General features: G+C 39.2%; 21 protein-coding genes, 1 rRNA gene and 3 pseudogenes. 1 reads left to right on the forward strand and 24 read right to left on the reverse strand.

All coding sequences use genetic code 11. The features are described 5' to 3' along the window. From EFD62_RS15880 to EFD62_RS18360, 21 genes and pseudogenes are all read right to left on the reverse strand, one after another. Window positions 1-398: ribosomal RNA gene (locus tag EFD62_RS15880) — 16S ribosomal RNA — on the reverse strand; the annotation flags it as partial. Window positions 399-817: 419 nt separating this feature from the next. Then, the gene (locus tag EFD62_RS15885; protein WP_069196076.1) at window positions 818-1,603 is read right to left on the reverse strand and encodes an ABC transporter permease subunit; all 786 of its coding nucleotides are present in this window, start codon (window positions 1,601-1,603) and stop codon (window positions 818-820) included. Then, window positions 1,600-2,505, reverse strand: coding sequence for an ABC transporter ATP-binding protein (locus EFD62_RS15890; protein ID WP_069196075.1), 906 nt, complete (start codon window positions 2,503-2,505; stop codon window positions 1,600-1,602). Before EFD62_RS15890 ends, EFD62_RS15885 begins: the two co-directional genes overlap by 4 nt. Window positions 2,506-2,622: 117 nt before the next feature. Further along, the gene (locus tag EFD62_RS15895; protein WP_128706462.1) at window positions 2,623-3,585 is read right to left on the reverse strand and encodes an acetylxylan esterase; all 963 of its coding nucleotides are present in this window, start codon (window positions 3,583-3,585) and stop codon (window positions 2,623-2,625) included. 458 nt (window positions 3,586-4,043) lie between these two features. Further along, entirely contained in the window at window positions 4,044-4,304 is a 261-nt protein-coding gene (locus EFD62_RS15900; protein WP_128706463.1) for a hypothetical protein, read from the reverse strand. After that, on the reverse strand, window positions 4,265-4,477 hold the full coding sequence (locus EFD62_RS15905; RefSeq protein WP_162302531.1) for a hypothetical protein: 213 nt from the start codon (window positions 4,475-4,477) through the stop codon (window positions 4,265-4,267). Before EFD62_RS15905 ends, EFD62_RS15900 begins: the two co-directional genes overlap by 40 nt. Window positions 4,478-4,828: 351 nt before the next feature. Next, entirely contained in the window at window positions 4,829-6,211 is a 1,383-nt protein-coding gene (locus tag EFD62_RS15910; RefSeq protein WP_069196071.1) for a cache domain-containing protein, read from the reverse strand. A 181-nt stretch (window positions 6,212-6,392) separates the two neighbouring features. Continuing rightward, window positions 6,393-8,351, reverse strand: coding sequence for a M56 family metallopeptidase (locus EFD62_RS15915; RefSeq protein WP_128706465.1), 1,959 nt, complete (start codon window positions 8,349-8,351; stop codon window positions 6,393-6,395). Further along, a complete protein-coding gene (locus EFD62_RS15920) occupies window positions 8,348-8,731 on the reverse strand; it encodes a BlaI/MecI/CopY family transcriptional regulator (protein ID WP_069196069.1) in 384 nt (127 codons plus the stop codon). The genes EFD62_RS15915 and EFD62_RS15920 overlap by 4 nt, the downstream gene beginning before the upstream one ends. A 136-nt stretch (window positions 8,732-8,867) precedes the next feature. Continuing rightward, on the reverse strand, window positions 8,868-9,092 hold the full coding sequence (locus EFD62_RS15925) for a hypothetical protein (RefSeq protein ID WP_235832681.1): 225 nt from the start codon (window positions 9,090-9,092) through the stop codon (window positions 8,868-8,870). 405 nt (window positions 9,093-9,497) lie between these two features. Beyond that, window positions 9,498-9,752 carry a DUF7660 family protein gene (locus tag EFD62_RS15930; protein WP_069196067.1) on the reverse strand — a complete coding sequence of 85 codons (255 nt, stop codon included), beginning with the start codon at window positions 9,750-9,752 and terminating at the stop codon, window positions 9,498-9,500. 183 nt (window positions 9,753-9,935) lie between these two features. Next, window positions 9,936-10,091, reverse strand: coding sequence for a hypothetical protein (locus EFD62_RS17555; RefSeq protein WP_155522911.1), 156 nt, complete (start codon window positions 10,089-10,091; stop codon window positions 9,936-9,938). 261 nt (window positions 10,092-10,352) lie between these two features. Further along, window positions 10,353-10,682 (reverse strand): hypothetical protein, encoded by a 330-nt coding sequence (locus EFD62_RS15935; protein WP_069196066.1) that lies wholly within the window; start codon window positions 10,680-10,682, stop codon window positions 10,353-10,355. A 171-nt stretch (window positions 10,683-10,853) separates the two neighbouring features. Beyond that, window positions 10,854-12,110 (reverse strand): annotated as a pseudogene (locus EFD62_RS15940) (IS110 family RNA-guided transposase). Window positions 12,111-12,461: 351 nt separating this feature from the next. Further along, the gene (locus EFD62_RS15945) at window positions 12,462-12,764 is read right to left on the reverse strand and encodes a hypothetical protein (protein ID WP_194087101.1); all 303 of its coding nucleotides are present in this window, start codon (window positions 12,762-12,764) and stop codon (window positions 12,462-12,464) included. A gap of 225 nt (window positions 12,765-12,989) precedes the next feature. Next, window positions 12,990-14,303: a phage major capsid protein gene (locus EFD62_RS15950; RefSeq protein WP_128706467.1), complete on the reverse strand. Its 1,314-nt coding sequence runs from the start codon at window positions 14,301-14,303 to the stop codon at window positions 12,990-12,992. Between the two features lie 264 nt (window positions 14,304-14,567). Next, window positions 14,568-16,721, reverse strand: a complete 2,154-nt coding sequence (locus EFD62_RS15955; protein WP_235832682.1) for a phage/plasmid primase, P4 family — start codon at window positions 16,719-16,721, stop codon at window positions 14,568-14,570. A 126-nt stretch (window positions 16,722-16,847) separates the two neighbouring features. Next, window positions 16,848-16,985, reverse strand: coding sequence for a hypothetical protein (locus tag EFD62_RS17805; protein WP_003513997.1), 138 nt, complete (start codon window positions 16,983-16,985; stop codon window positions 16,848-16,850). Continuing rightward, a complete protein-coding gene (locus EFD62_RS15960) occupies window positions 16,978-17,367 on the reverse strand; it encodes a hypothetical protein (protein ID WP_069196062.1) in 390 nt (129 codons plus the stop codon). The genes EFD62_RS17805 and EFD62_RS15960 overlap by 8 nt, the downstream gene beginning before the upstream one ends. A gap of 192 nt (window positions 17,368-17,559) precedes the next feature. Further along, a complete protein-coding gene (locus tag EFD62_RS15965) occupies window positions 17,560-17,859 on the reverse strand; it encodes a hypothetical protein (RefSeq protein WP_069196061.1) in 300 nt (99 codons plus the stop codon). 1,199 nt (window positions 17,860-19,058) lie between these two features. Continuing rightward, window positions 19,059-19,568, reverse strand: a pseudogene (locus tag EFD62_RS18360) (RHS repeat-associated core domain-containing protein); the annotation flags it as partial. Between the two features lie 151 nt (window positions 19,569-19,719). Between EFD62_RS18360 and EFD62_RS15975 the strand changes: the two are divergent. Beyond that, window positions 19,720-20,769, forward strand: a pseudogene (locus tag EFD62_RS15975) (IS3 family transposase); the annotation flags it as partial. A 227-nt stretch (window positions 20,770-20,996) separates the two neighbouring features. On the opposite strand, the gene EFD62_RS15980 reads toward EFD62_RS15975, so the two are convergent. From EFD62_RS15980 to EFD62_RS17665, 3 genes are all read right to left on the reverse strand, one after another. Then, on the reverse strand, window positions 20,997-21,431 hold the full coding sequence (locus EFD62_RS15980; RefSeq protein ID WP_128706468.1) for a hypothetical protein: 435 nt from the start codon (window positions 21,429-21,431) through the stop codon (window positions 20,997-20,999). A 1-nt stretch (window position 21,432) separates the two neighbouring features. Further along, complete coding sequence (locus EFD62_RS15985; RefSeq protein ID WP_069196056.1) at window positions 21,433-21,669, reverse strand: MBL fold metallo-hydrolase; 237 nt, start codon at window positions 21,667-21,669, stop codon at window positions 21,433-21,435. Between the two features lie 167 nt (window positions 21,670-21,836). After that, window positions 21,837-22,054, reverse strand: a 218-nt coding sequence (locus EFD62_RS17665) for a hypothetical protein (RefSeq protein WP_162302530.1), incomplete at its 5' end; no start/stop codon positions are given.

Consider the following 22,054-nt stretch of genomic DNA (forward strand, 5'->3'; position numbering starts at 1 on the left):
CGTCAGGGTTTCCCCCATTGCGCAATATTCCCCACTGCTGCCTCCCGTAGGAGTCTGGGCCGTGTCTCAGTCCCAATGTGGCCGATCAACCTCTCAGTTCGGCTACCGATCGTCGCCTTGGTGAGCCTTTACCTCACCAACTAGCTAATCGGACGCGGGCCCATCTCATACCGGATTGCTCCTTTGATCATCGTATGATGCCATACAATGATATCATGCGGTATTAGCACAAGTTTCCCTGTGTTATCCCCCTGTATGAGGCAGGTTGCCCACGCGTTACTCACCCGTCCGCCGCTAAGATATATTTCCGGTAAACCTTCTATATATCTCCGCTCGACTTGCATGTGTTAGGCACGCCGCCAGCGTTCGTCCTGAGCCAGGATCAAACTCTCTAAAAAAAGATTTAAACTTTTATTAGAAAGCCTTTTTGGCTCTTAATTACTTACTCAAAATTACTTAACGAGTTCCATGTTATCTTACACTGTTCACTTTTCAAAGTCCATATCCGCTTGTTCTAAGCGTTTCGCGCCATTTCCTCAGCGCGGAATTCTATCTTAACATGTCGCGTGTGTTTTGTCAACACTTTTTTCTTAACACTTTTAACCAGTTAGCTCTAATGCTTAATTTCTCAAGTTCTGAAGTGCTATCAGCGACAGCTTTAACAATATACCACCAAACCTATGGTTGATTCAACTGCATTAACATCCCAAAAACAAGCTTTAATCGCATATACAAACATTTATCTCGTTTTTTCTACATTTCCCTCGATTAAACACAATATTGCGCAAAACATAAAATTCTGTCGATAAAATCAGGTCTAGACCAGCTTTTCCGGCATAAATTTACCCGATGCGACTTTGATTAGAATATAGTCCGCCACATACAAAACTGCTCCTGCCGCAAGTAAAATCAAAGTATTTAGCATAAACAGCCCCGATACCTGTCCAACAAAAAGAAGAATAACAGGAACAACGATAAATCCACTCATCTGCTGTGCATCCTGAAAAGTTTCAGCTTTAGCCGATACAATAACCATAATTGCTATTGCCAGTATCGTTACTGCCGGGGTTACCCACAAAACTAAAATGATCCACTTAAGATTGGGGAAAATAAGTCTTCCAAAGTAAAACCATCCGCCTATATTAACGATAATTCCAAATACAACAAAACACATTAAGGATATGATATAAGCCGGTATGGCAGTACCTATCACCTTTGCTGTAAAAAGCTGTTTTATGCTCATCGGTGTATAAAGGAGAGATTCCATGGTCTTCCTTTCCTTTTCCCCCACGAAGCTACTTGCTGCAATAATACTGGATGCCATAATAGGAATCAGCAGAAATAGATTGGGAAACATATAGTTTACCGCTAGTTCAACTATCAATTGAGATTCATTTTCATAGATAAAGGTGTCTTTAATAATCTTTATAATTTCGTCCATACCGTTGAGGGTTCCCTCTCCATAAGCGGCAGCAACCATTAAACCTGCGGGTAAAACCACCATTATTATAAGAGGAACTACAATCATAGGTACAAGCGTCTGCTTGTTCGAGATTATTTCTTTTATATCCTTATAAATAATTGCCTTCTGTACTGCTTTCATTTTGTGCCCTCCTTCTGGTATGCAAAATACAGGTCCTCCAGATTCCAGCGAACCTGACGCGCTTCATATATTTTGCCGCCTTTTGCAATAATCTCTTGAATCAAAGCTGAAGCTTCTGCATCGTCCTTTATGGGGATACGCATTGTTCTATCCTCCTTGTTCTCCAACTTGTCTATCTTAGGTATATTCTCGCCTCGAATCTCAAGAAAAACACTACTGTTCTTTTTGCTCAGTAGCTGGGATAACGTCCCGAACCCAAGCATTTTCCCTTTATCAATAAAACCGTATAGAGTACAAATTTCCTCAGCGTATTTTAGTTGATGAGTGCAAAGAAGTACCGTTACACCGTTCTCCTTAGAAAGTTTTCTGATCATTTGGGTAACATTCATTGCCGCCTCCGGGTCAAGGCCGGACGTCGGTTCATCCAAAAACAGTATTTTAGGATTGTGCAGAAGTGCTTTTGCCAATTGTATTCTCTTCTTCATTCCTGTACTGTAGCTTTTCACCTTTTTGTCCTTTACTTCATATAGCTCCAAGGATTTTAAAATTCTATCGCTGCGTTCCCGAATCTCATCTTTCGTCAATCCATGCATGCTGCCGAAAAAACGCAAATTTTCTTCACCTGTGAGATTTTCATATGCAAGAGCAGTCTCGGTCATTACACCACAAAAGGAATGAATTTTTACGGGATCTTTTAATACATCAACATTCATAACCGAGGCACTTCCGCCAGAGGGACTCAGTATACCGTTTAAAATCCTGACTGTTGTTGTCTTACCCGAACCATTGGGTCCAAGAAAGCCAAATATCTCCCCCTGGGGTATGGAAAAACTTATCCCTTCCAAAGCGTATTTTTCACCGTCGTAGGATTTGCTTAATTCTCTAACCTCTATTGCGTTCATTTAGAAAACCTCCTTTCTGCTAATATAACCATCGACTTTTCTAATTATAACACCTTATAGCACCGTTGTTGATACATCATCCCGGAGCCCGATATATATAGTATATTTAAATTTTAATCACGGATTCAGCATATCCATTAGTATTCTTAGCTTCGTTTCAATACTGCCAGGTATATGTTCATGTCCAAAATATCTGAATACTGAGATTTCCTTTGGACACTTCAAATGATTGTACACTGCAAAAATCGTTGATGGTGGTGTAATCTCATCCACAAGCCCGGTGCAAATCCAAGTGCGACATTTTATGCGGGGAGCCAGATTCATAACATCAAAATAGGAAAGGGTTTTTTTTACCTGTCTTTCTATCTCTTCACCGCTATTCCTTCTTAAATATTCGTTGATTTCCAGATACGGACCATCTGGTGCAACATCAATTGCACGCTCAAAATGCGCCAGAAATGGATAATCCGCAGCCGCCACCTTAGGTATATCGGATAGAGCTGCCGTTGCCAGAGTAAGTCCTCCTCCTTGGCTTCCCCCTGTGACTCCTATCCTTGACTCATCCACACAGGGCAGTGAAGCCAAAACTTCAACAGCACGAACTGCATCCATGTATACTCCTCTGTAGTAATACTCCTCCTGTGATAAAATACCTTTCGACATCCAGCCTACAGTATGTCCGCTACTAGGAACAATGTTGTCCACACTTCTTCCCTGTTGTCCCCGAACAAGCATCTGAAGTGTGACATATCCGTTTAAAGCCCAATTGACAACATCGGGAATACAGCCATCCAACGCCCAGTTGTACCCATGAAACCGTACAAGCCCCGGATGCAACCCTTCCCCCTCCGGAATGGCCAGCCACCCTTCTATATTTGCGCCTTTAAATCCCTGATATTCCACCCTGAAGACCTTCACTCTCCGTGCCGGGAAATCATACGGTATCAATTCATATTTAATAGGAGTCTTAGCCAGTTCTTGAAGGCTTTTTTCCCAAAACTCATCAAAATCTTTCTGCTTTGTCAATGAAGGCTTATATTTCTGCAATTCCTCCAAAGGCATATCATATAATTGAGCCATTTTTCCAAACCCCTTTTATCCAAATTCCAAGACTTAACTTTTTTACATTTTATCATCATATTACATGTTGCACAATACTTCCCGAGGAATCATCGAGCCAAGTGTTCCAATTATTTCAAAGCAGATTCTGCTGTTATGGTATGGACATTTCGGGACCTGCCTTCTCACCCCCTATAATCTGTCTCCCATCTTTGCTCCATCCCTGCATCCTCGAGGCTTTTCTTTCCACGGTATATTGTTTAATGGTTTTCCAACATTTCAAATATAGTATCGTCGAAGTAATATTGCTATGTAAAATAACATTACAAATTTACCGCATAAGAATAGCTAACATCCCGCCAGCAATAAATTGGATGTATCAGGGGAACCCCATCCAGTCTTTGAATTTCGGGATATTTTACTTTTGCTGCCTTTGCAGCTAAAAGACAAATATAAAGAGCAAAACGGATGATTCGCGATTAAGCAACAAGCAGCACGAGCCCCACTATCATAGGAAAAATGACAGCACATATTCTCCAGAAACCTGCAATCAGTGCCAAAATCACCTGTTTATGCCTCCATTTATACGCTCCCATCCTGATCACCCATCTAAAAAACACTGATACTCCTGCCATTGCCAGACCAAAAATAATATACCTTCCATCGATAAGTCCTTCTACTTTTGTCACATCAAGAGTAATCATATCCAAAGAATTAAAGCGGTTATTAGATTGAGCCATACAAAAGCATTTTCGACTTTATCAAGAAGCGGCCATTTAACACTATAGTCACACATAGTTTTATTATCAAAAACAACTGCTTTTACAGGAATTGTTTTATTGCCACCAGTCAATAGCCCCTTTTTAATGTATAGAGATACCCCGCTACCGTCTTTAGGCGCAGTTTTGCACATATAGCTCATTCCATCCTTTGATAGCTCGTAGTTGTTTCTGACTTTTATAGGAGAGTCCATTATCCTGTTGACATACCCTTGATTTCAAAGTATCTTATAAGTTCCTTTATCCAAGTGAATCTTATCATATTCTTCTGTTCTTTTCTCCATCATCCATTTTTGCATGTATTGGCTTATCATTTTTTACTCGTCCTTTTGTCATTTTTCGTCATGTTTCATGATGTATTTTAGCATATCACATTGTCTGAAATTTTGGCCATGCAATTATATCAATTCTAAAAACAACAACAGCCGGATAACCTTATCGTATCCGGCTTGTGTCTAAAATTTAATTAATTTTCCCAATCAAAGTTAATAAGAACTATCTTCACTGACTCTTGTACTCAAACAAACATTATAGTTCCTTATATCCGATACCATCTTTACGGACAATACTAAAAACGTTCCAAATGCTATTAGTATGGCTAATATACTGATTTGTGATATAGCTTTTCTCAAATCCTTTATCTGCCTGATACTAACCTTCTTCTCAACACCTATAGCCCACATACCGATTACTTGACCGGTGCTATCTTTCAGTGGCATATATTTTTCAATGCATCTTTTTTCGGCAACAGTAATTTCTCCGACATATTCCTTACCCTGTTTTAAAACAGTCTCTACAACTTCCTTAGCCGCTTTAGCTCCTATGGGTTTTGTCCCGTCAGCCTTCGAAATATTTGTAGCAATCCTTGTGTCTCCCATAAAAATAGTTGAAATGAATTCTGTATCGGAACCAATTTTATCTGCTATCACAGAGTCATTGTTCAAAGAATTGGAGCCTTTATACAGCTTGTCATAACTAACCGTCCAATTTCCCTTATAAGTTTCATCAATCAGCATCTCTCCCAACTGTGAACATGCATTCAACCTATCCTTCATATTGCTGTCTTCAAGGTTGTTAACGACATTACCGATTGTGAAGCCCTGTACAGTAAACCAAATCAGAAAGAATGTACCTATAAGGAACAGCGAAAGCATTAAAACCTTGCGCTGAGTTTTATTGCCTTTTGAATTGGATTCAAGGAACGAAACCTTAAGTGTATCTATATCATTCAAGAATTTCTTCGTATAGAGCATCAATAATAAGCATCCCAGTATACCGCATAATATGGAGATGACAACAATTGAAATCCTCATAGTAAATATCTGACTGTCCTTACTGCCAATATTGGTTTTTGGCATACCGACGAACCATATTCCCAATACTTTACCGGCATTGTCTTTTATCGGTACATATTTTACGGCATATGTTTCGCCAAGAACATTTTCTGTTCCTTCATAGGCAACACCTTTTTTCAAAACTCTTTCAGTCACCTCATTTGAGACCTTAGCTCCAATTGTTCTGATACCATCACTGTCAAGCTCGTTTGTTGCCACTTTTTCATCGCCAAGAAACACAGTCGCGATTGAACCTGTTTTTTCTTTGATTCCGTCTAAAACTTGAGACTCGTTGTTTATCAGATTTTCTCCTCTATACAACTTTCCATTCTTCACATTCCAATTCCCATCATATTTACTTTCGATGATGTCCATCCCCAGGTTTGAAATGTAGTCCAATTTTAGTGATATGCTCTTCTCCACTAGATTGGTAACCTTGCTATTCGTTACAAAAAAGATCGCGGCTGTAAATAATGCGATGAGAATAATAGATACCCTTAAAAGCTTCTGCTTTAGCATAACTTTCTTTTTCATTCGTACATCTCCCCCTCAGAGTTGTTTTTATATATAATAAATTTCTAACCTATTTTGTGGAAATGCTAACATTATACTACGCTATAAAGAAAAAATTCGCAATAGTTTTTTGTAAAATTTTTATACTTTTTATCACTCTGTTGGGGGTATAAAATTTGACAAACTGTTACAAGCCTTTATTCTATTGGAACAGACGTCCATCGATCAAGTTTTTAATTTCTATGCCGCAAATCACACCATCCTTGATTAAAAATGCTATGTGATTGCATGTATTATCTCTAGCTGGGGCATAACCATATACATAGTCATATTCTGCAACCGGATTGTTGTCGTCTGCATACATCTCTGAATAAACCAAATCATCTCCGTAGGCATTTTTAAGCTCAGTTTCGCTCATTCCGCAAGTGATACCTCGATATGTCATGATTTTAGGAGAAGTCGTAGCAATATAAGTCACTGACCACCTTCCTTCTTCAGAGGCCTGCATATAAGTAACTATCAAATCATCGCATATTACTTTATTTATATTACGAAATCCATCACTATCCCACTTTTCGCGGCTTATTTCCGTCAAAGAATAACCCCAAGGAAAATCGCCATCATATACTCCCAATACAAGGTACTTTCCATCAACAAAAACGGAGTACTCAGAAAAACTGGAATGCTCATAATTCTCTATTCTTGACAATATCCTCCGCAAATCATCGGTAAAAAGCTCCGTCCCCGGTGTACAATCGTTTTCCATCATGGAGTTTAGGAACTTAAGGGTATCACCGTCCTGACGGAAAATAAGGTAAGTACAATTTCTATAGTTGGGCATAACCCAATTATCCTCAGTTATATACATACCTCCCGCTAGTACGACATTCTCCGGTGACTTTGAAAGTAATTCATAATTCATTTGATATATAACCAGTCTCATACCATCAAGATCTTCATATGTGTAACTGTAATTTAAATTTTCAATTCTCCAATCGACATATCCGTAATGCGGATAGTCCTCACAGTATATTTTAAATAACTGCTCGACTTCAAGCTTTGCAGCCTCCAGTACATCTCCCGGTACATCAACGCCTTCCATAACAATGCCGGTTTCAGTATCATCAGGAGAGACGTGCTTTTCAGCTCCGGTAAAGGTACAACCCACACAGATTATAGTTATAATCAGCACAGCAATCACGGCTGAGATATAGGTTTTTGGCTTTTTCACAATCATATTAATCCTCTCTTTCATGTTTTGCTTTCCTGATACCATGGTCGTGGCAGTACCCATAAGTCCGCCTATCGTTCTTCGGACAGCGATCATATCAATAAGAGTACGGCCATAGGAAAATCTCGAGTTTTCACCTATATGCTTTATGGATGCTTCATCGCAGGCAAGTTCTGAATCTATTTGCGAAAGCACTGCCGAAATCCACACCAGAGGGTTCCACCACCATATTACAAGGCATATTCCTCTTAGGACCGACCACATATGATCACCGTTTTTTAGGTGACAAAGCTCGTGAGTTATGATATATTCGGTTTTTACCTCGGTAGATACAGCCTTGGGTGTAAGATAAATTGACGGATATGGGAACCCGAACAGGCAGGGCGATATTATTTCTTCCGTCACATATAATGGTCTGCGACAATTATTAATATAATTAACTTCAGTATCTTTCATCTCACTCAAAGAAGCTAAATAAGGCTTTCTGCTCCTTCGAAGCTTCATGTAAAAGGCTGTATTTACTCCTATGAACAATAGGCCAATAACGCAGCTGCCAAGCATCCACGCAACAGAAAGTACTTTTCCAATTGTAAAGGTTGGGCCTAGAGTCTTTCCCGTATCAATTTTCCCATTGGTCTGCGTTCTTGTCTCATTCTGTGCGTGTGTTGCGTCATTTAACGGCTGGCCAGGCAAATATTCCGGCATATTCGAAGGGTTGGAAATATGCGTAATGGCATTACTTTTTTGAAGCTCTGTCCAGTTCATGATGCTTAAAGCACTTTCTCCAAAGGTAAAAGGCAACAGGAGCCGCAGGAGTACAGGAATCCACAGGGCATACTGCAGTCTACGACTAATTTTTTTGCGGAATAAAAAGCGAAGAAGTATTATTGCCACAATCAATCCAGAGGAAGTAATGATCCACTCTATCACTTTTTCACCTCCTCTTCGGCCTCATTCAAAACCTTATATAATTCCTCAATATCCTCAGCTTTCAGAGCTTTCTGCCCAGCCAACGAAGCTATCATCATACTTAGGCTTCCGTTATAGACTTTGGAAAGGAAATTTTCGGTTTCATAGATAGCAGCTTGCTCTTTGTTAATGATCGGGTAGAATAGCTTAGAACGTCCGCTATCGTCACAGCGTACTGCCCCTTTCTTTATCATACGCCCCAACATAATATTTATGGTAGCCTTTGTCCATGCAGTATCATCTTTCAGAGCAGCAACCATCTCGGCAATGGTGCGGGGAGACTTTTCCCACAAAAGATTCATAAGCTTCCATTCACCATCCGATAATGCAGGCTTCTTCATATACAAGACCTCCCTCCTAACAAGGATAACAAATGTTATCTTAATATTATCACATTGGATAACAAGTGTCAACCTTGTTATTGAGATGCCATCTATGTATCAAAATAAACTATCGAATTCTATAACCACATTTGTTTCATATAAAAGTTGTATTTGGATTGCTATTGCCGCATTCAGGGCATCCCCATAGAACCTCCGGGTTTTCAGGCACAAGTTTATCACGATTAAACTTACTGTTTTTTTGCGATAATTTTTTGATCCAATAAATAAACAATATAATAGATAATACCAGAGAAAAGACTTTGAGCATAAAGATTAAAAGTTCTGCTACTAATTCTATCAACCATATTTGCATCTCCATATATATCCCCCTTTCTGCTTTTCACAACGAATTGAAGCATTAAATAATCTGATATTAAGTCTTTATACATAAAGTGTATAATAAGATCTTAATAATTGAGACTTGTTTTGTGTTTTATATCTTGATTTTGTACGGTTTATGCTTCTATTAACATAATTACATTATATTTCCTTTACCGTTACAATACAAGTGGAATTTGTCAACACACCAACTCATTTTTGTGCAAAGTTATTTTCCTCTGAGATATTTTGGTCAACAATAACAGTATTATTTTTCCTTGCTTCTATTCATTCTTTTATGTATTGTCCTCATTAATTTTGCTGTTTGCTTTTGTCTGTGAGATTGTTAGAAATACATTTTATCTTGATGATATTTTAGTAATCTGCATATTTTTTCAATTTCAAACTATTCATAAATCCTAGCTGCATATAAAGCATTGGCGAAAAAATTCCAACTAATATTCTCTGGTTTTTTTATATTGTTGTTTTCAAAATAACCATCCATATCATCAATCCATGCTAAAATACCTTCTAGATAGCTATCAACAGTTCTATTTTCCCATTCATCTTGATTTTTCTTAAAATCAAGTAATAAAAGTTTTATAAATTTGACAAAATCTTTTTGAGAATCTACTTTTAAAATTTCTTTGTAAAGTTCCACTTTTTCACCCCATTTATTAATTACTTAAGCTTCGCAGATTAATAATCTCTATGCACCTTGAGAATTTAATATTTGGCTTTAAGCAAGTATCATGATTCCTGTTTTTATGCACACAGTAAAAGCCTAACCTTAAGTTCCTTTGGAAGTGTAGCCATGAATGCTTCCAGCAATTGATCCAACTGCTCATTTCTTTCTTCCATTAATAGAAAGATAATATATTGGAACTTCATCCTTGTAATACCAGTGCATTTCTTCTATTATACCTTCTTGTGTAGTATCCTTTGCAAGCTTTACCCCGCAGCCAATCTCAAAACACGGTTCGCTAACAAATTTAAGCAAATCAGGCTTTACCCTGAATGTGCTTTTACCATACCGTAAGACCAGATATTCACCAACTTCAATGTTATATCATATGTATATTCAACTTTTCCACTGTCTCATACACCCTTTGTCATTACTCTGCCAAGTTCGTCATGATTCCTTGTTGTAGTACCTTTTTCATCTTGCCCAGTTGGTTTTATTTCCAAACTACTAAGGTTTTGAACTAACAAAAAGATGTGCCTCCCCGGCTTAAACCGTATATGACATTTCCTCTACCGCTTAATAGATTCTTTTAAGAGAGCTTATATCAACTTTTTCTACCGGTTTAATTTCTTCAAAATATTTTTGCTCATAGAGTTTTCCTATTGTGAAAGCTATTTCACTTCTATTTGCGTCTTTTACTAGTATTAAGTTTGGATCCACTGTATAGTATCCATAATCCTCATTTTCAGACTCAAAATCCTGCTGCAATCTAAGCATAGTATATGCACGTACATTATAGAAAACATCTTCTATCTTAACAAATATATCTGTTCTGTACCCTTTGCTTATAGCTTCATACTCGGCTAATTCAGAATCCTCTGAAAAATAAATATTCATTTTATTCATACTGTAAAATCATTCCCTCTACGATATACTCTAACATTATCACCATTATAATTAGCTGTAGGAGCATTTCTAGTTCGCTCACTACGGGATTATATATATTATATAATTCCTGCTACCATATCTCAATTAAAAAAGAATTATCTTCCATTGCTTTGCTTCCAGAATATGAAATCAGTTCTTGTCGTCAGCCTTCTCATATGGCCTGTATTCAGTCTTAGTTTTCATCATGCCGTAGATTATCCTCACAAGCCGCCTTGCCACGCACACAAGTGCCTGTGGCTTGTTCTTGCCCTCTTTAACCTCCTGCTGAAAATACTCCCTGAATACAGGGTGTCTTGGCTTTCCTGACGGTGAAATAGCTACCATCTGGATTGCTAGAAAGTGAAATATTGCATTTAATGCTCTATTACCATTCCTGCACCTTTGGTCTTTGCCCTTTCCGGCAGAGCTGAATTGCACAGGTGCCAAGCCCATAAACCGAGCCAGCTTGTCTGAGTCAGGGAAACGGTTAATATCCCCGATTTCAGATATAATCTGCGCTTCTGTAACAAGGTCGATACCCGGCATTGTATGTAGCTTATAGCCTGTTAAAGGTATCAGCTTTCTTAGTTCATCGTCAATTTCGGCTATCAACTCCTTTTTGTTCCTGATATCCTTTACGATGTTTCTGACTATAAAATTCCTTTCGGGCTGATAGTCCTTTCTTGTGTCTCCATCCCTTTCAATCATGGATATAATCTCATGAATGCGCTGTATTTTAAGCGCCTGATGCACCGGCTTTATCGTCTGATATATTTCTTACGGTGTTGTGTTCCATATATACTCCGGTGACGGGTAGTTCTCCCAGAAACATAAGGCACTCTTGGAATCAATCATGGCAAAAAATTTCCTGTAAGATGGGTAACTGTAGGAAAGCTGGCTGTGGAGCTGGTTCTTGTTCATCACATTGCCCTTTACAAGCAAATCCCGTCTTTTCACCATTTGCCGTATTGTCCAGAATATATCCTCATGTTTGGCATCCTGCAAAGTGTCTACCATATCCCTGAGCACCCTTGCCACACAATAGGCATCATAGGGGTCATCCTTGTAAATAATGGGGTTTGCCAGTCTTACAGCGCTTGTATAGGCAGGATTTACGTGCTTGACTTCAAACTTCCTACCGACCAGATAGGCAGTAAGGTTTCTGCCGAATCCTCTGGTATCTTCAAGTCCGAATACAATTTCCTTTGTACCGCAAATCTTCCTAACATCCTCAACGAATGCGGGAAATCTGGATGGTCTGTTATCAAAGTTAATCTCACCCAGTTTATTCATCCAACAATCTATAACAACTGCACAATGTGCGTCCTTGTGCATATCAATTCCAACAAAGCAGGTGTTTCGTTTATGATAAATGTTTATCATCTCCTTTTCCAATGTCTCCACCACTTATACCGGCAACCTCAATTTAAGAGCGTTAGATTCGATTAGGGACATTTCTTGTAAAGAAGTGTCCCTTGACCTTATCCTCGCAAGGGAACGCCAACCTATCTATTCCTGGTGTGACAAATTACGTGATTTCAGGCATCACGAGCCTTAGTTCAAATTTCTTAGTGTTCTTTTACTGCTTCGCTTGGACATAAATTTCTTAATGCTTCTGACCAAATAAATTTCTGTATTGATAACTGCAGTAGCCTTTCAAATTCCTCTTTACTTTCCCCTTATGTTTCAACAAAGCTTACGGCTGCAACCTACGCTTTTACGTTTCAGGGAGCAATACAGAGGCCTTTTTACTGGCTGCTAAACCTTCTTCCAGCCTTTTGCCTGTAAACTTTCCCGTGTATAATCCTCCAGCCTGTAGTTCTCCATGGTTTTTCTGCACTTGATGTTTTCGTACAGAATAGAATCCCTTTTGAGAACCAGCTTCTTTATCCAGCCGCTGGACAACGATTTTTCCCATACTTCACTTTGAATACCGGCGAAATACAACTCCAGCGCCCTTTCAATAATGGCATTGGCACCAGGCAGACTCTCTTGCTCGGCAAGTGCCTTGGCTTTATTCAATAAGACTTCCTCTATGGTTGTGGTAATCTTTGCTCTCACACTTTCATCCCTTCCTACGGTTAAAGCCTTTATTCCGCAGTAACATTCATCACTCTGAACCGCTGATATAGCAAGTCAATTATGCTTTAGAAAGCAATATTTCTATCAGTTTTAGAATTGAGCACCGCCTCTGCCAAAGCTTCTTGTAGCAGGAGCAGCACTTCCAATTTGCTCATTTCACCCTAAGTATTGCTTAACCTCAGACTTGGCTCAAATCTGAGCAAACTATCTCGCTTCCAAAGCCACTGCCCATGAGAGTGTTGCTCCGTTTTTCGGTGTTATAGGTTTATCCCAGGTACCCTGACCATCTACACGCACTATCACCCTGTAGTCGGTCATATCCTCCATCCAGCCTGGGACATTGGAACGGTCAAGAGCAATCTCTTTTCTCATGCCTATGGTATACTGAGAAAGGTCTGCGAGGATTAAATCTCCCTTAACACCCAATGCGGGGCATTTCTCAGTGAATAAAACCTCTTTACCCAGCAGTGTGAATTTCCCGCTCTCTTCCCTGAACACCGGTATCTGAGCGCCACCGGTACCAATGGTGATAGTCATGGTAAGTAATTGTGGTATTACCGATGGATTGGCAAGCCATACCGCATTGGTAAAACATGACGGAGCAAGCCTTGAGAACATATTTACAACATTCTGATAGGTAATCGTAGCTGCTGATTGAGAGTCCTCTTTATCTACAGTAATCAGCGCCGGGTCATTTATAATACCAAGAGGCTGGCCTTCACCGGTTCCATTGATAAAGGCATAGTCCATGTACCAGCCCAATCCTTTAATAAGTGCCCCTGCAAGCATTTCTTCAAAAGACATCCCATCTGCAATAAGTTCATTGGATGCCTGTGAGAAACAAGCCAGCTTCTTAGCTGTTAGCTGTATCAGCCTTAGCTTTGCTACCTTTCGTGTGCCTGTCTGACCTTCTTCTAACCATTCTCCTGAAATACCGCCGAATAAGTGATTGGTCCTGTCTGCACCATCGAAGGCTGGTACTTTCTTTGTTTCACTTCCCATTGCCCATACTGTTGCTCTGGGACGGATGATTTCATTCTCCAGGGATTTATCCATCAGGAAGGCTCCGTATTCCTCCGGAACGGAATATCCGCCGAATTCAGGTATCCCTTCCACCATACTGGCATTTATCAGCCTGTTGTCAGCTCTTCCCGAGTGAAGTGTTCTCAGGAATTCATCCATGGAATGAAAACCATTGTTGCTGAGTTTGGCAGTCTCATTTCCGTAGAACATCCCTCTGAATGATTTTGATATAGCCTTTGTTACCGGAGTTTTTGCTTCTTCCACAGAAGATACAGCTTTTTGTGGCATATTCAATATTGGCTCAGAGGTTCTGATTTTTGATAACTCTTCATCAATACTGTCATTAATGGTCATTATTCTGTTTTTGTAGCGGTTAAACTGTCGCTCCTGTTCATTCGTCAAACTTCCACCTGCTTTTTCCGCTTCGTTTAAAATAGCTTCTGCTTTTTCTACCAATTGCTTTTTCTCATGTACCAAATCTGCTATAAATCTCATGCTTAAATCCTCCATTTTCTTAGTATTTTTTAGTTAATATGGTCTGGGGTTAATACCCCGTTTGAATCTGCATTTTTTTACGCGGCGCTGCCAGCCCGTTGCCCTTATGCTTTACTGTAGAGATTTGACCTCCCCCTCCCCTCTGCATCAGGGTACTGAGAGTTTACTGACGTACTGACTCTTACTGACTCTTTTTTCATAAATTTCACATGAGAAAAAATATATATAAAAATTTACGGAATTGACGTCAGAAGTCGTCAGTAATCACAAAAGTATCCCCTCATCCGCAAGACCAATGCCATGCCAGTCCCTACTGCCATTGGCTCCGCTGCGTTTGACAGCAAAGCCGCGCTCCGTCATTTTTGCATTGAACAGCTTCTGACCAAGTGGATAATCCCCATTCTCCCGGCACCATGTTTCATAAGCGCACCTGATGCTCCGATTGGAAACTTTCCTGCCTTCCTCCACAATGCAGCATTCCTCAATGAATGAAGAGAAGGTATCCATTTCCTCCCGGTAACCTTCTGTGGCTTCTTTGACTTCATCAGGCATATTAAGTCCTTCCTTCTGCCATATAAGGCAGCCCTCAACTGCCCATGACAATATGCCGGACAGCTCCTCTCTCAGCGTAGCCGGTAACTGCTTATCCTTTTTATCCTCGGGAATGGTGACAGTAGAGGGAATCAGCTTAATACGCCGCCAAATGCTGTGGCTGGTATCCCTTATGACTGGTCTGTGGTTTACTACGAGAAACGGTGTGAACTGTGGCTGGAAATCAAAGTATTCTCCATAAAGGAACCTTGCTGTGATTCTGTCTCCGCCTGTGAAGCTTTTAATCAATGCCTCAGAAAGCCTTTGCACCTCATTTATTTCTATGGCAGTTACAAGTCTTGCTCCCTGTAATCTCGCAATATCATTTCCTATCGCTTCTATCCTTTTTGCCATAAAGGTTTCGGACGGAGTGTTTCTTGCATAATCTCCCAACAGGTCGGAGATGGTGTTTAGAAATGTGCTCTTTCCGTTTGCGCCTGTACCATAAAGGACGAATAGAGCCTGCTCTGAAATATCCCCGCTTAAAGATGAACCTACAGCCTTTTGAAGGTACCTTACAAGCTCGTTGCTTCCTCCCGTAATGGTATTCAGAAATTCCATCCACCTGGGAACCTTGCTTTCTGGATTATATTCAACAGGGCAAATTTTGCTCAAATAGTACTCCCGCTTATGAGGTAAAAGTTCGCCTGTCTTTAGGTCTACCACACCATTCTTACAGTTCAGCTTCCATATATCTGCATCCAGCTTATCAGGGTTTATTATCAGGCCTTCAAGGTTTGAAGCAACATCAATCATGGCTTTAAGCCTGCCTGCGTTCTCAGACTGCATGGCATGGCGAACTAATTCTTTCCTTGTAGCTTCATCTTCTATCCGGCTTGCTTCTGCGAGCATTTCCCTTGCTGTTTTTATAGCAAACTGCATAAGTTCCCCGGTTTCTTTCCTCCAGCAACAGCCGTCATATACCAGCCAGTATTTAAAAGCCGGACAATACCTAATGATTGAGCCGAACCTGTCACGCAGCCTTTCTGCATTCCCGCTGTCTGTCCTGTGGTAATGCTTCTTCACCAAAGGGTTTGGCTGGTATCGGCTGACGCTGTGCGCTATCTTTCTAACTTCCGCTTCATCAAGCGGAGGATTGCATCTGGCTTTGTTTTCGGCAAGCAGCGCTGCATAGATGCTCTCTTCTGTCATTCCCCTTGCTCTCATACTCCCGGCAAGGCTCGTCAGGGTACTGTTTCGGCTGCCTTCCTTAATCTCGGCTGCAACACTGCTACCTTCAAAGGGTGTAAGCAATACTTCCTCCCTTTCCATGAGCTTTAATAACCATGCTGGAGCTTCTGCCGGGGTTCTGTAAAAGGGAGAATGATCCTTTATCCATTCATACCGATTACCGCTTACATGAATGCTTGGAGCTACGACAATCAGTCCACCTGTTGAACGGGTATCAAGACCCGAAGCAAACTTGGTCTTATTTGGAATACTCCGGCCTTTAGGGTATTTAAAGACATAGTGCCGACCTCCACTTCCTGTAACAGCAGTAACCGTATCCGGAAGTTTTCCATGTGTTGCTTCAAGTGCCGATAGGGTTTCATCACCGCCATCGTCTACATCAAGCACCAGCCAGCCGGATTTCTCCCCTGTAGGAATGCCTATATTGGCATTGGGTGTTTTCGTCCACCATTTCTTTATTTGCTCAACATCAGTAGTGGAATTATTGTACCAGCCGGTATATAACGGATGCTTTCCCTTGCTGTCACATTGTTGTCCCTTCTTGCAGGAGCAGGAACCATCCTCACAAATCCAGTGCAATGGTATGACTGGGATATTGGCTTCTGCATATTTTAATGCTGCGTCCATCATTGTCACTTTCAAATTCTCACCTCCTCCGAGAACATAAATAGAGCCTGACAAATAGTTTTTAAGACTATCTGCCAGGCTCTATAGGTGAGTCATTCGCTCCCTTTGTGGCTCTGTGCCAGATTTATTCACTTTTTATCCCGCCTTTTTCTCCAGCTTCACTTCAAAAACCTTTCTGCACACCGGGCATTTGATTTCAACATCAGCATAATCGGCATCAAATACTCTGTGATTGCAATGAGGACAGCGGACAATGTACTTTTTCTTACTCACCTGCCTTCACCTCCGGCTTCTTTAGCTTCATGAGTCTTGCCATCTTCATCATCACAGGCTCTAAAATCTCTCCAACCATGTAATGAACCGTTGGTGAGTAATTCTCCTTTGTTTCATCAAACAGTTTCGAAAGAAGGTCGTAGAGATTCTTTATGTCCTCGTCTGTGGCGTGTGCTGTGCTGACTTCAATGAAAAGCTTGGTACCATCACGCTTGGCGATATGATCACTTGCATACTTCTCAAGAGCGTGTCTTGCAATACTTGATGTAGTGACGCTTGCTTCCGGCATCTGTGCTTGAAGCTCACCAATAATCGCATCCAATTCATCCGACTGCCTTTGTGTAAGCCTTACCCGAAGCATACTATCCTTTTCTGTAGACATTATTGCACTTCCTGTATTTCTTGTTGGTTTTATTGTATTACATCGCATTACATTTTGTCAAGCATAGATAAAAGAAAACCTGGCTTGTCTTTTTTAGGTTAGCCAGGCTATCTCTCGGTATTTGTCTTCAATTACATGTTTTATATTTATTAAGAAATGAAAACATCATTCGCTGTTGTGTAATTTATTTTTTTATTCAACAATAATCCCTACTGCAACCTTTTTATTGCCCTCAAAAAGCTCAAATTGATTCCCTTTTACTAGATAATCAATTGGTGCATACTCAGATAAAAATGTAAAATCAACTATAGCACTATGATTTTTATCAACTTCAGAGCATACAAAATCAGCACTCCAATATTCACCATTTTTCCCTTTCATATTTTTAAATTTTACTATAGGACAATATCGTGTTCCTGCAAGAGGTGGATGCTTTCTCCCGCCATCTGAATATGAAATCCATGTAATCTGTGCTTTTACTGTTTTTTTCATTATCGTAATACCTCCTTAATAAATTGGATGATACTATTAATGAGATCTCGTTCAGCACAATATGCCGGTCCAATATTGTCTAGTTTTTCAACGAAGTACATTTGCCTTAGAGAGTCTGTAGGAACTTCAATTTCTACTATTTTGTAATTTCCATCAGGATAGAATGCTTTGCCCCATTCGACTGCGTCTTTAGTATTGGTTGCAAACCATTTGGAATCCATAGCTCTATCATATTCAGTAAACTGTCTATTACTCATTAAAGATTCGTATTCCCCTTCACTCATCACCCTATAAAGCTTTGTAGTCTTAGGCGTTCCCTCTTCAGCAAACAATTGTAAATTAGTTTTTAACAATTGGTTATTTGTCTTACTCTTTTCCTTTAACTTAAAAAAACCTTTAAAGTCTCTATTAAGTTTAAGCTTAATCTTAATATTAGGATTGTTGTTAGGCTTAATAATACCACCAGATTCAATAATTTCAAGACGGCTAATCATATTTCCTTTACTATCCGTCTTACAAATTAACGGTCTATTAAGTGTTGAGCGATAACTGTCTCCCATAACTTTAGTGTAGCCAGTTAAAGACGTTGCATATGTAATAACATGTCCTCTGTGGTCCGCATCTATTGATTCAATACTATTTAACTCATAATAAAGAAGATCTCCCCATCCGTTTCTCTTTGCACTCTCTGCTTCTACTTGCTGCTTCACTTCAAAAAATGTTTTTGCAACAGTCTTGTCATTTACATCATAACCAAAATCCCTCAAGATTCTTGCTAAAGGCAATATGACTTCTTCATCAGAAAGGCCACATTTAACAAATGGATTTGGATTCCATCCTAAATCAAAAGCTACAGCTTCTAGAATATGTGTAAATCTCTTTAACTCTGTTTGAGCATTAATACTTACAGGTTTTACCTCTGGATTAAAATCCTTTCCATACACTATGCTACCATATACCACATCAGTTTGTGCATATTCCCACCTTGCTTGTTTCGCTAGGTAATAAGAGTCTCGAATAAGCTGCATTCTTGCTTCTTGCGAAACATTCCCATATATTGCATAAAAAACCATTTGGTTAGCTTGCATAAGTTTGCATTTTAGAAGCTTTCCAGCACCTGTATCTTCTAATATAAGTTCATCTATAGGCTCACTATATCCACTTGCTTGATATAAATGATATGATATTTTTGATTCCAAATGCCCTGTCGGATCATAATATATCAACGGATTATTCTTTACATACGTATACAGATTCAAGCTAAGCGGATCATCCGGTGACCCAGTATATGTATCCTCCTGCAAAAATCTTGCAATCTTCGGATCATACATTCTCGCATTGAGGTAGTACAATCCTGTCTCTTCATCATACTGATATCCGGCATAAGTTATGTTGTTATCTACATTTCCGGTTGACTCAAGGATATTGCCGAATGCGTCGTAATAGTAGGTAGCATCTACTTTTCCTGTAGCAACATTAATCAGTGCTGTTACGTCCGCATGTCCATTGTACATATAGTAATAGCTGTCTTCCCCTACAGTACGCATAAGCAGGTTCAAACCATATACGTTACGGTTGGCGTTTCCGCTGCCGTCTAGCTCAAGTACCACCTTATCGTACTCATATACATAAGTTGTCAAGGTTCCGTTAACTTTTTTCCCTATCCTATAGCCTTCTGCATTGTATATATTTTCAACAGTAGAGTCACCAGCATTTGGACGAACTTCATACTTCGAAGCAATTTCAGTCAATGTTTTTCTTCAGGAAGAACTTCCGACACTATTTTTGCTCAGGTGTAAAAACTTGTCTCTTTTCAATGATCTATCTTATTTTTTCGTTTTCTCTGTCTTAATTTCTGGTATCATTATAGGTATCCATGACAATACAATGTATAAATACATAAATGAATTCAAAAAGCATAAGGAAAATGCATTCCCCGGCAGCGGTAATCTAAGGCCTGAAGATGAAGAACTCAGAAGTCTTAGAAAACGTGTTGCAGATCTTGAAATGGAGAATGAAATCCTAAAAAAAGTAACGGCCATCTTCGCGAAAGACCGGAAGTAAAGTATTCTATCATTCATAAATACCGCTTCAGATTTCCTGTTGAGAAGATGTGCCAAATACTTAATGTATCAAGAAGCGGTTATTATGCCTGGTCTTCAAGACCGGAAAGTCGTCGCAAGAGATTGAACCGTGATCTTCTTGAGAGAATCAAGAAGATTCATAAAGTATCTCACGAAACTTACGGAAGCCCCAGGGTAACCAAAGCCCTAAACAATGACGGAATAAAATGCGGTAAAAATCGTGTAGCCAAGCTAATGAAAGAAAACAATATTGCCGCTAAAACCAAAAGGAAATTCAAGGCTACTACAAACTCCGAACACAGCTATCCTGTAGCTCCAAATATACTAAATCAGGACTTTAAGGCAACAAAACCGAACCAGATTTGGGTTGCCGATATTACTTACATACCTACGGATGAAGGATGGCTCTATCTGGCTGCTATTGTTGATCTGTTTCAGCGAAAGGTTGTGGACTGGGCTATGGATAGCACTATGACAAAACAACTTTACATAGATGCCTTAAAACAAGCCATTGGCCGCTGCAGACCATCCAGAGGCTGATTCATCATTCTGATCGTGGTGTCCAGTTGAATGCAAAAACGTACTTAAAAGCAATGGTATTACACAAAGTATGAGCGAAAGGGTAATTTCTATGATAATGCCTGTATGGAGTCATTTTTGGTACACTTAAAACAGAGCTTATTTACTTTACAAGGTTCAAGACCAGAGCCGAGGCCCGGTTAGCCATCTTGAATACATTGAAGTCTTCTATAACCGTATACGCCTGCATTCAAAGCTTGGCTATAGATCACCTGATGACTTTGAAAAGCTGAGCAATACAGCTTAAATCAAATATTATGTGATACAAAGAAAATCGGAGAAATTCCGCCATTCTTTGTGTCTAAATTATCGGGGTAAGGTCAAACCTCCTGTATGTTTGGATTGGCCACCTAAATCATACATGATTGCTTACTATAGCTGTAACTTTTTTACTCATTTTATCTTTTGCATTTAATTTTATAACAAACCATATTTTTTAATTAAAATATATAAATCTTACCTTCTCAGGAATAACTATTTTGAAGCCTCAAAAACACTCCCTTTTACTATAACATCTTCTCCTATAATTTCAAGGTAATCAATAGAGTTAATTATATATTTCAAGTCATTTTGATTATTAGAGTTTAAGCATCCTTCCAGCAACTCTAATTGAAAACTAGACTTTATATAATTACACAATACATTAGGATAGCAGTTTAACATTTGAGAAAATTCAGGATATCCTAACTCACTTAACTCATCTTTCAGTGAACCATATAATTCATCATCTTTTTTACTTTCCAAAATGTATTCATTAAATCGTTGTTCAAGTATATTTGAAAGTTCATTTTTATTTAGGATAAGAGAGTAACTATATACATTTCTATCATTAACTTCATTTCCAAGTCCAAAAATTCTATATGATATTTTTTCGACTGAAATAAATTCATCGTTAACGTAGCATTTCATTTTAATACCACCTTCCGGGCAAAATAATTATTTGACCATCAGGTGTAACAGTTATGGACCCTGATGGATAAAACGGCTGACCTGCTTTAGCATCATTAATTCCTCTAACACCACTTCGTTGAAAAAATTCTTCTGGACTTATTATTTTTCTAATATTTTTAGTTTCATTACCCGTAACAATTTTAATTTTGTCTTCAAGTAAAAATTGGTCACCAAACTTTTTATTAAAGCTTTTCACAATTTTTGTCGCTTGAGCAATAGATATATTATGAAATCCAAGTAAGCGTCAAATAAACTCGCACATGGGGTAATAAAATCATAAATAAAACTGGTTGAAAAGGAGAAAACTTTTCCAACCAGAAACATAAGATTTTAACGCTGCCATTTATTAAAGTCGAGTCTCTTTCAGCCCAACCATTCATTGAAAGCATTGGCAATTTCCATCCTGAACTCTTCATCTGACAGACCAATAGCATTTCCACGTTCATATGCTCGATCTACAGTATGAGCAAATCTGTCCGCTAATTCGCTGTTCTCAAACTCCATATAGGGAAAATGCTCTATTACATAAGCAGAATAATCCAAATCAAAAAAATAACGTTCTATTTCTCCCTTGATAAATT

The sequence above is a fragment of the Acetivibrio mesophilus genome, from assembly GCF_004102745.1.
Classification (GTDB): Bacteria; Bacillota; Clostridia; order Acetivibrionales; family Acetivibrionaceae; genus Hungateiclostridium; species Hungateiclostridium mesophilum.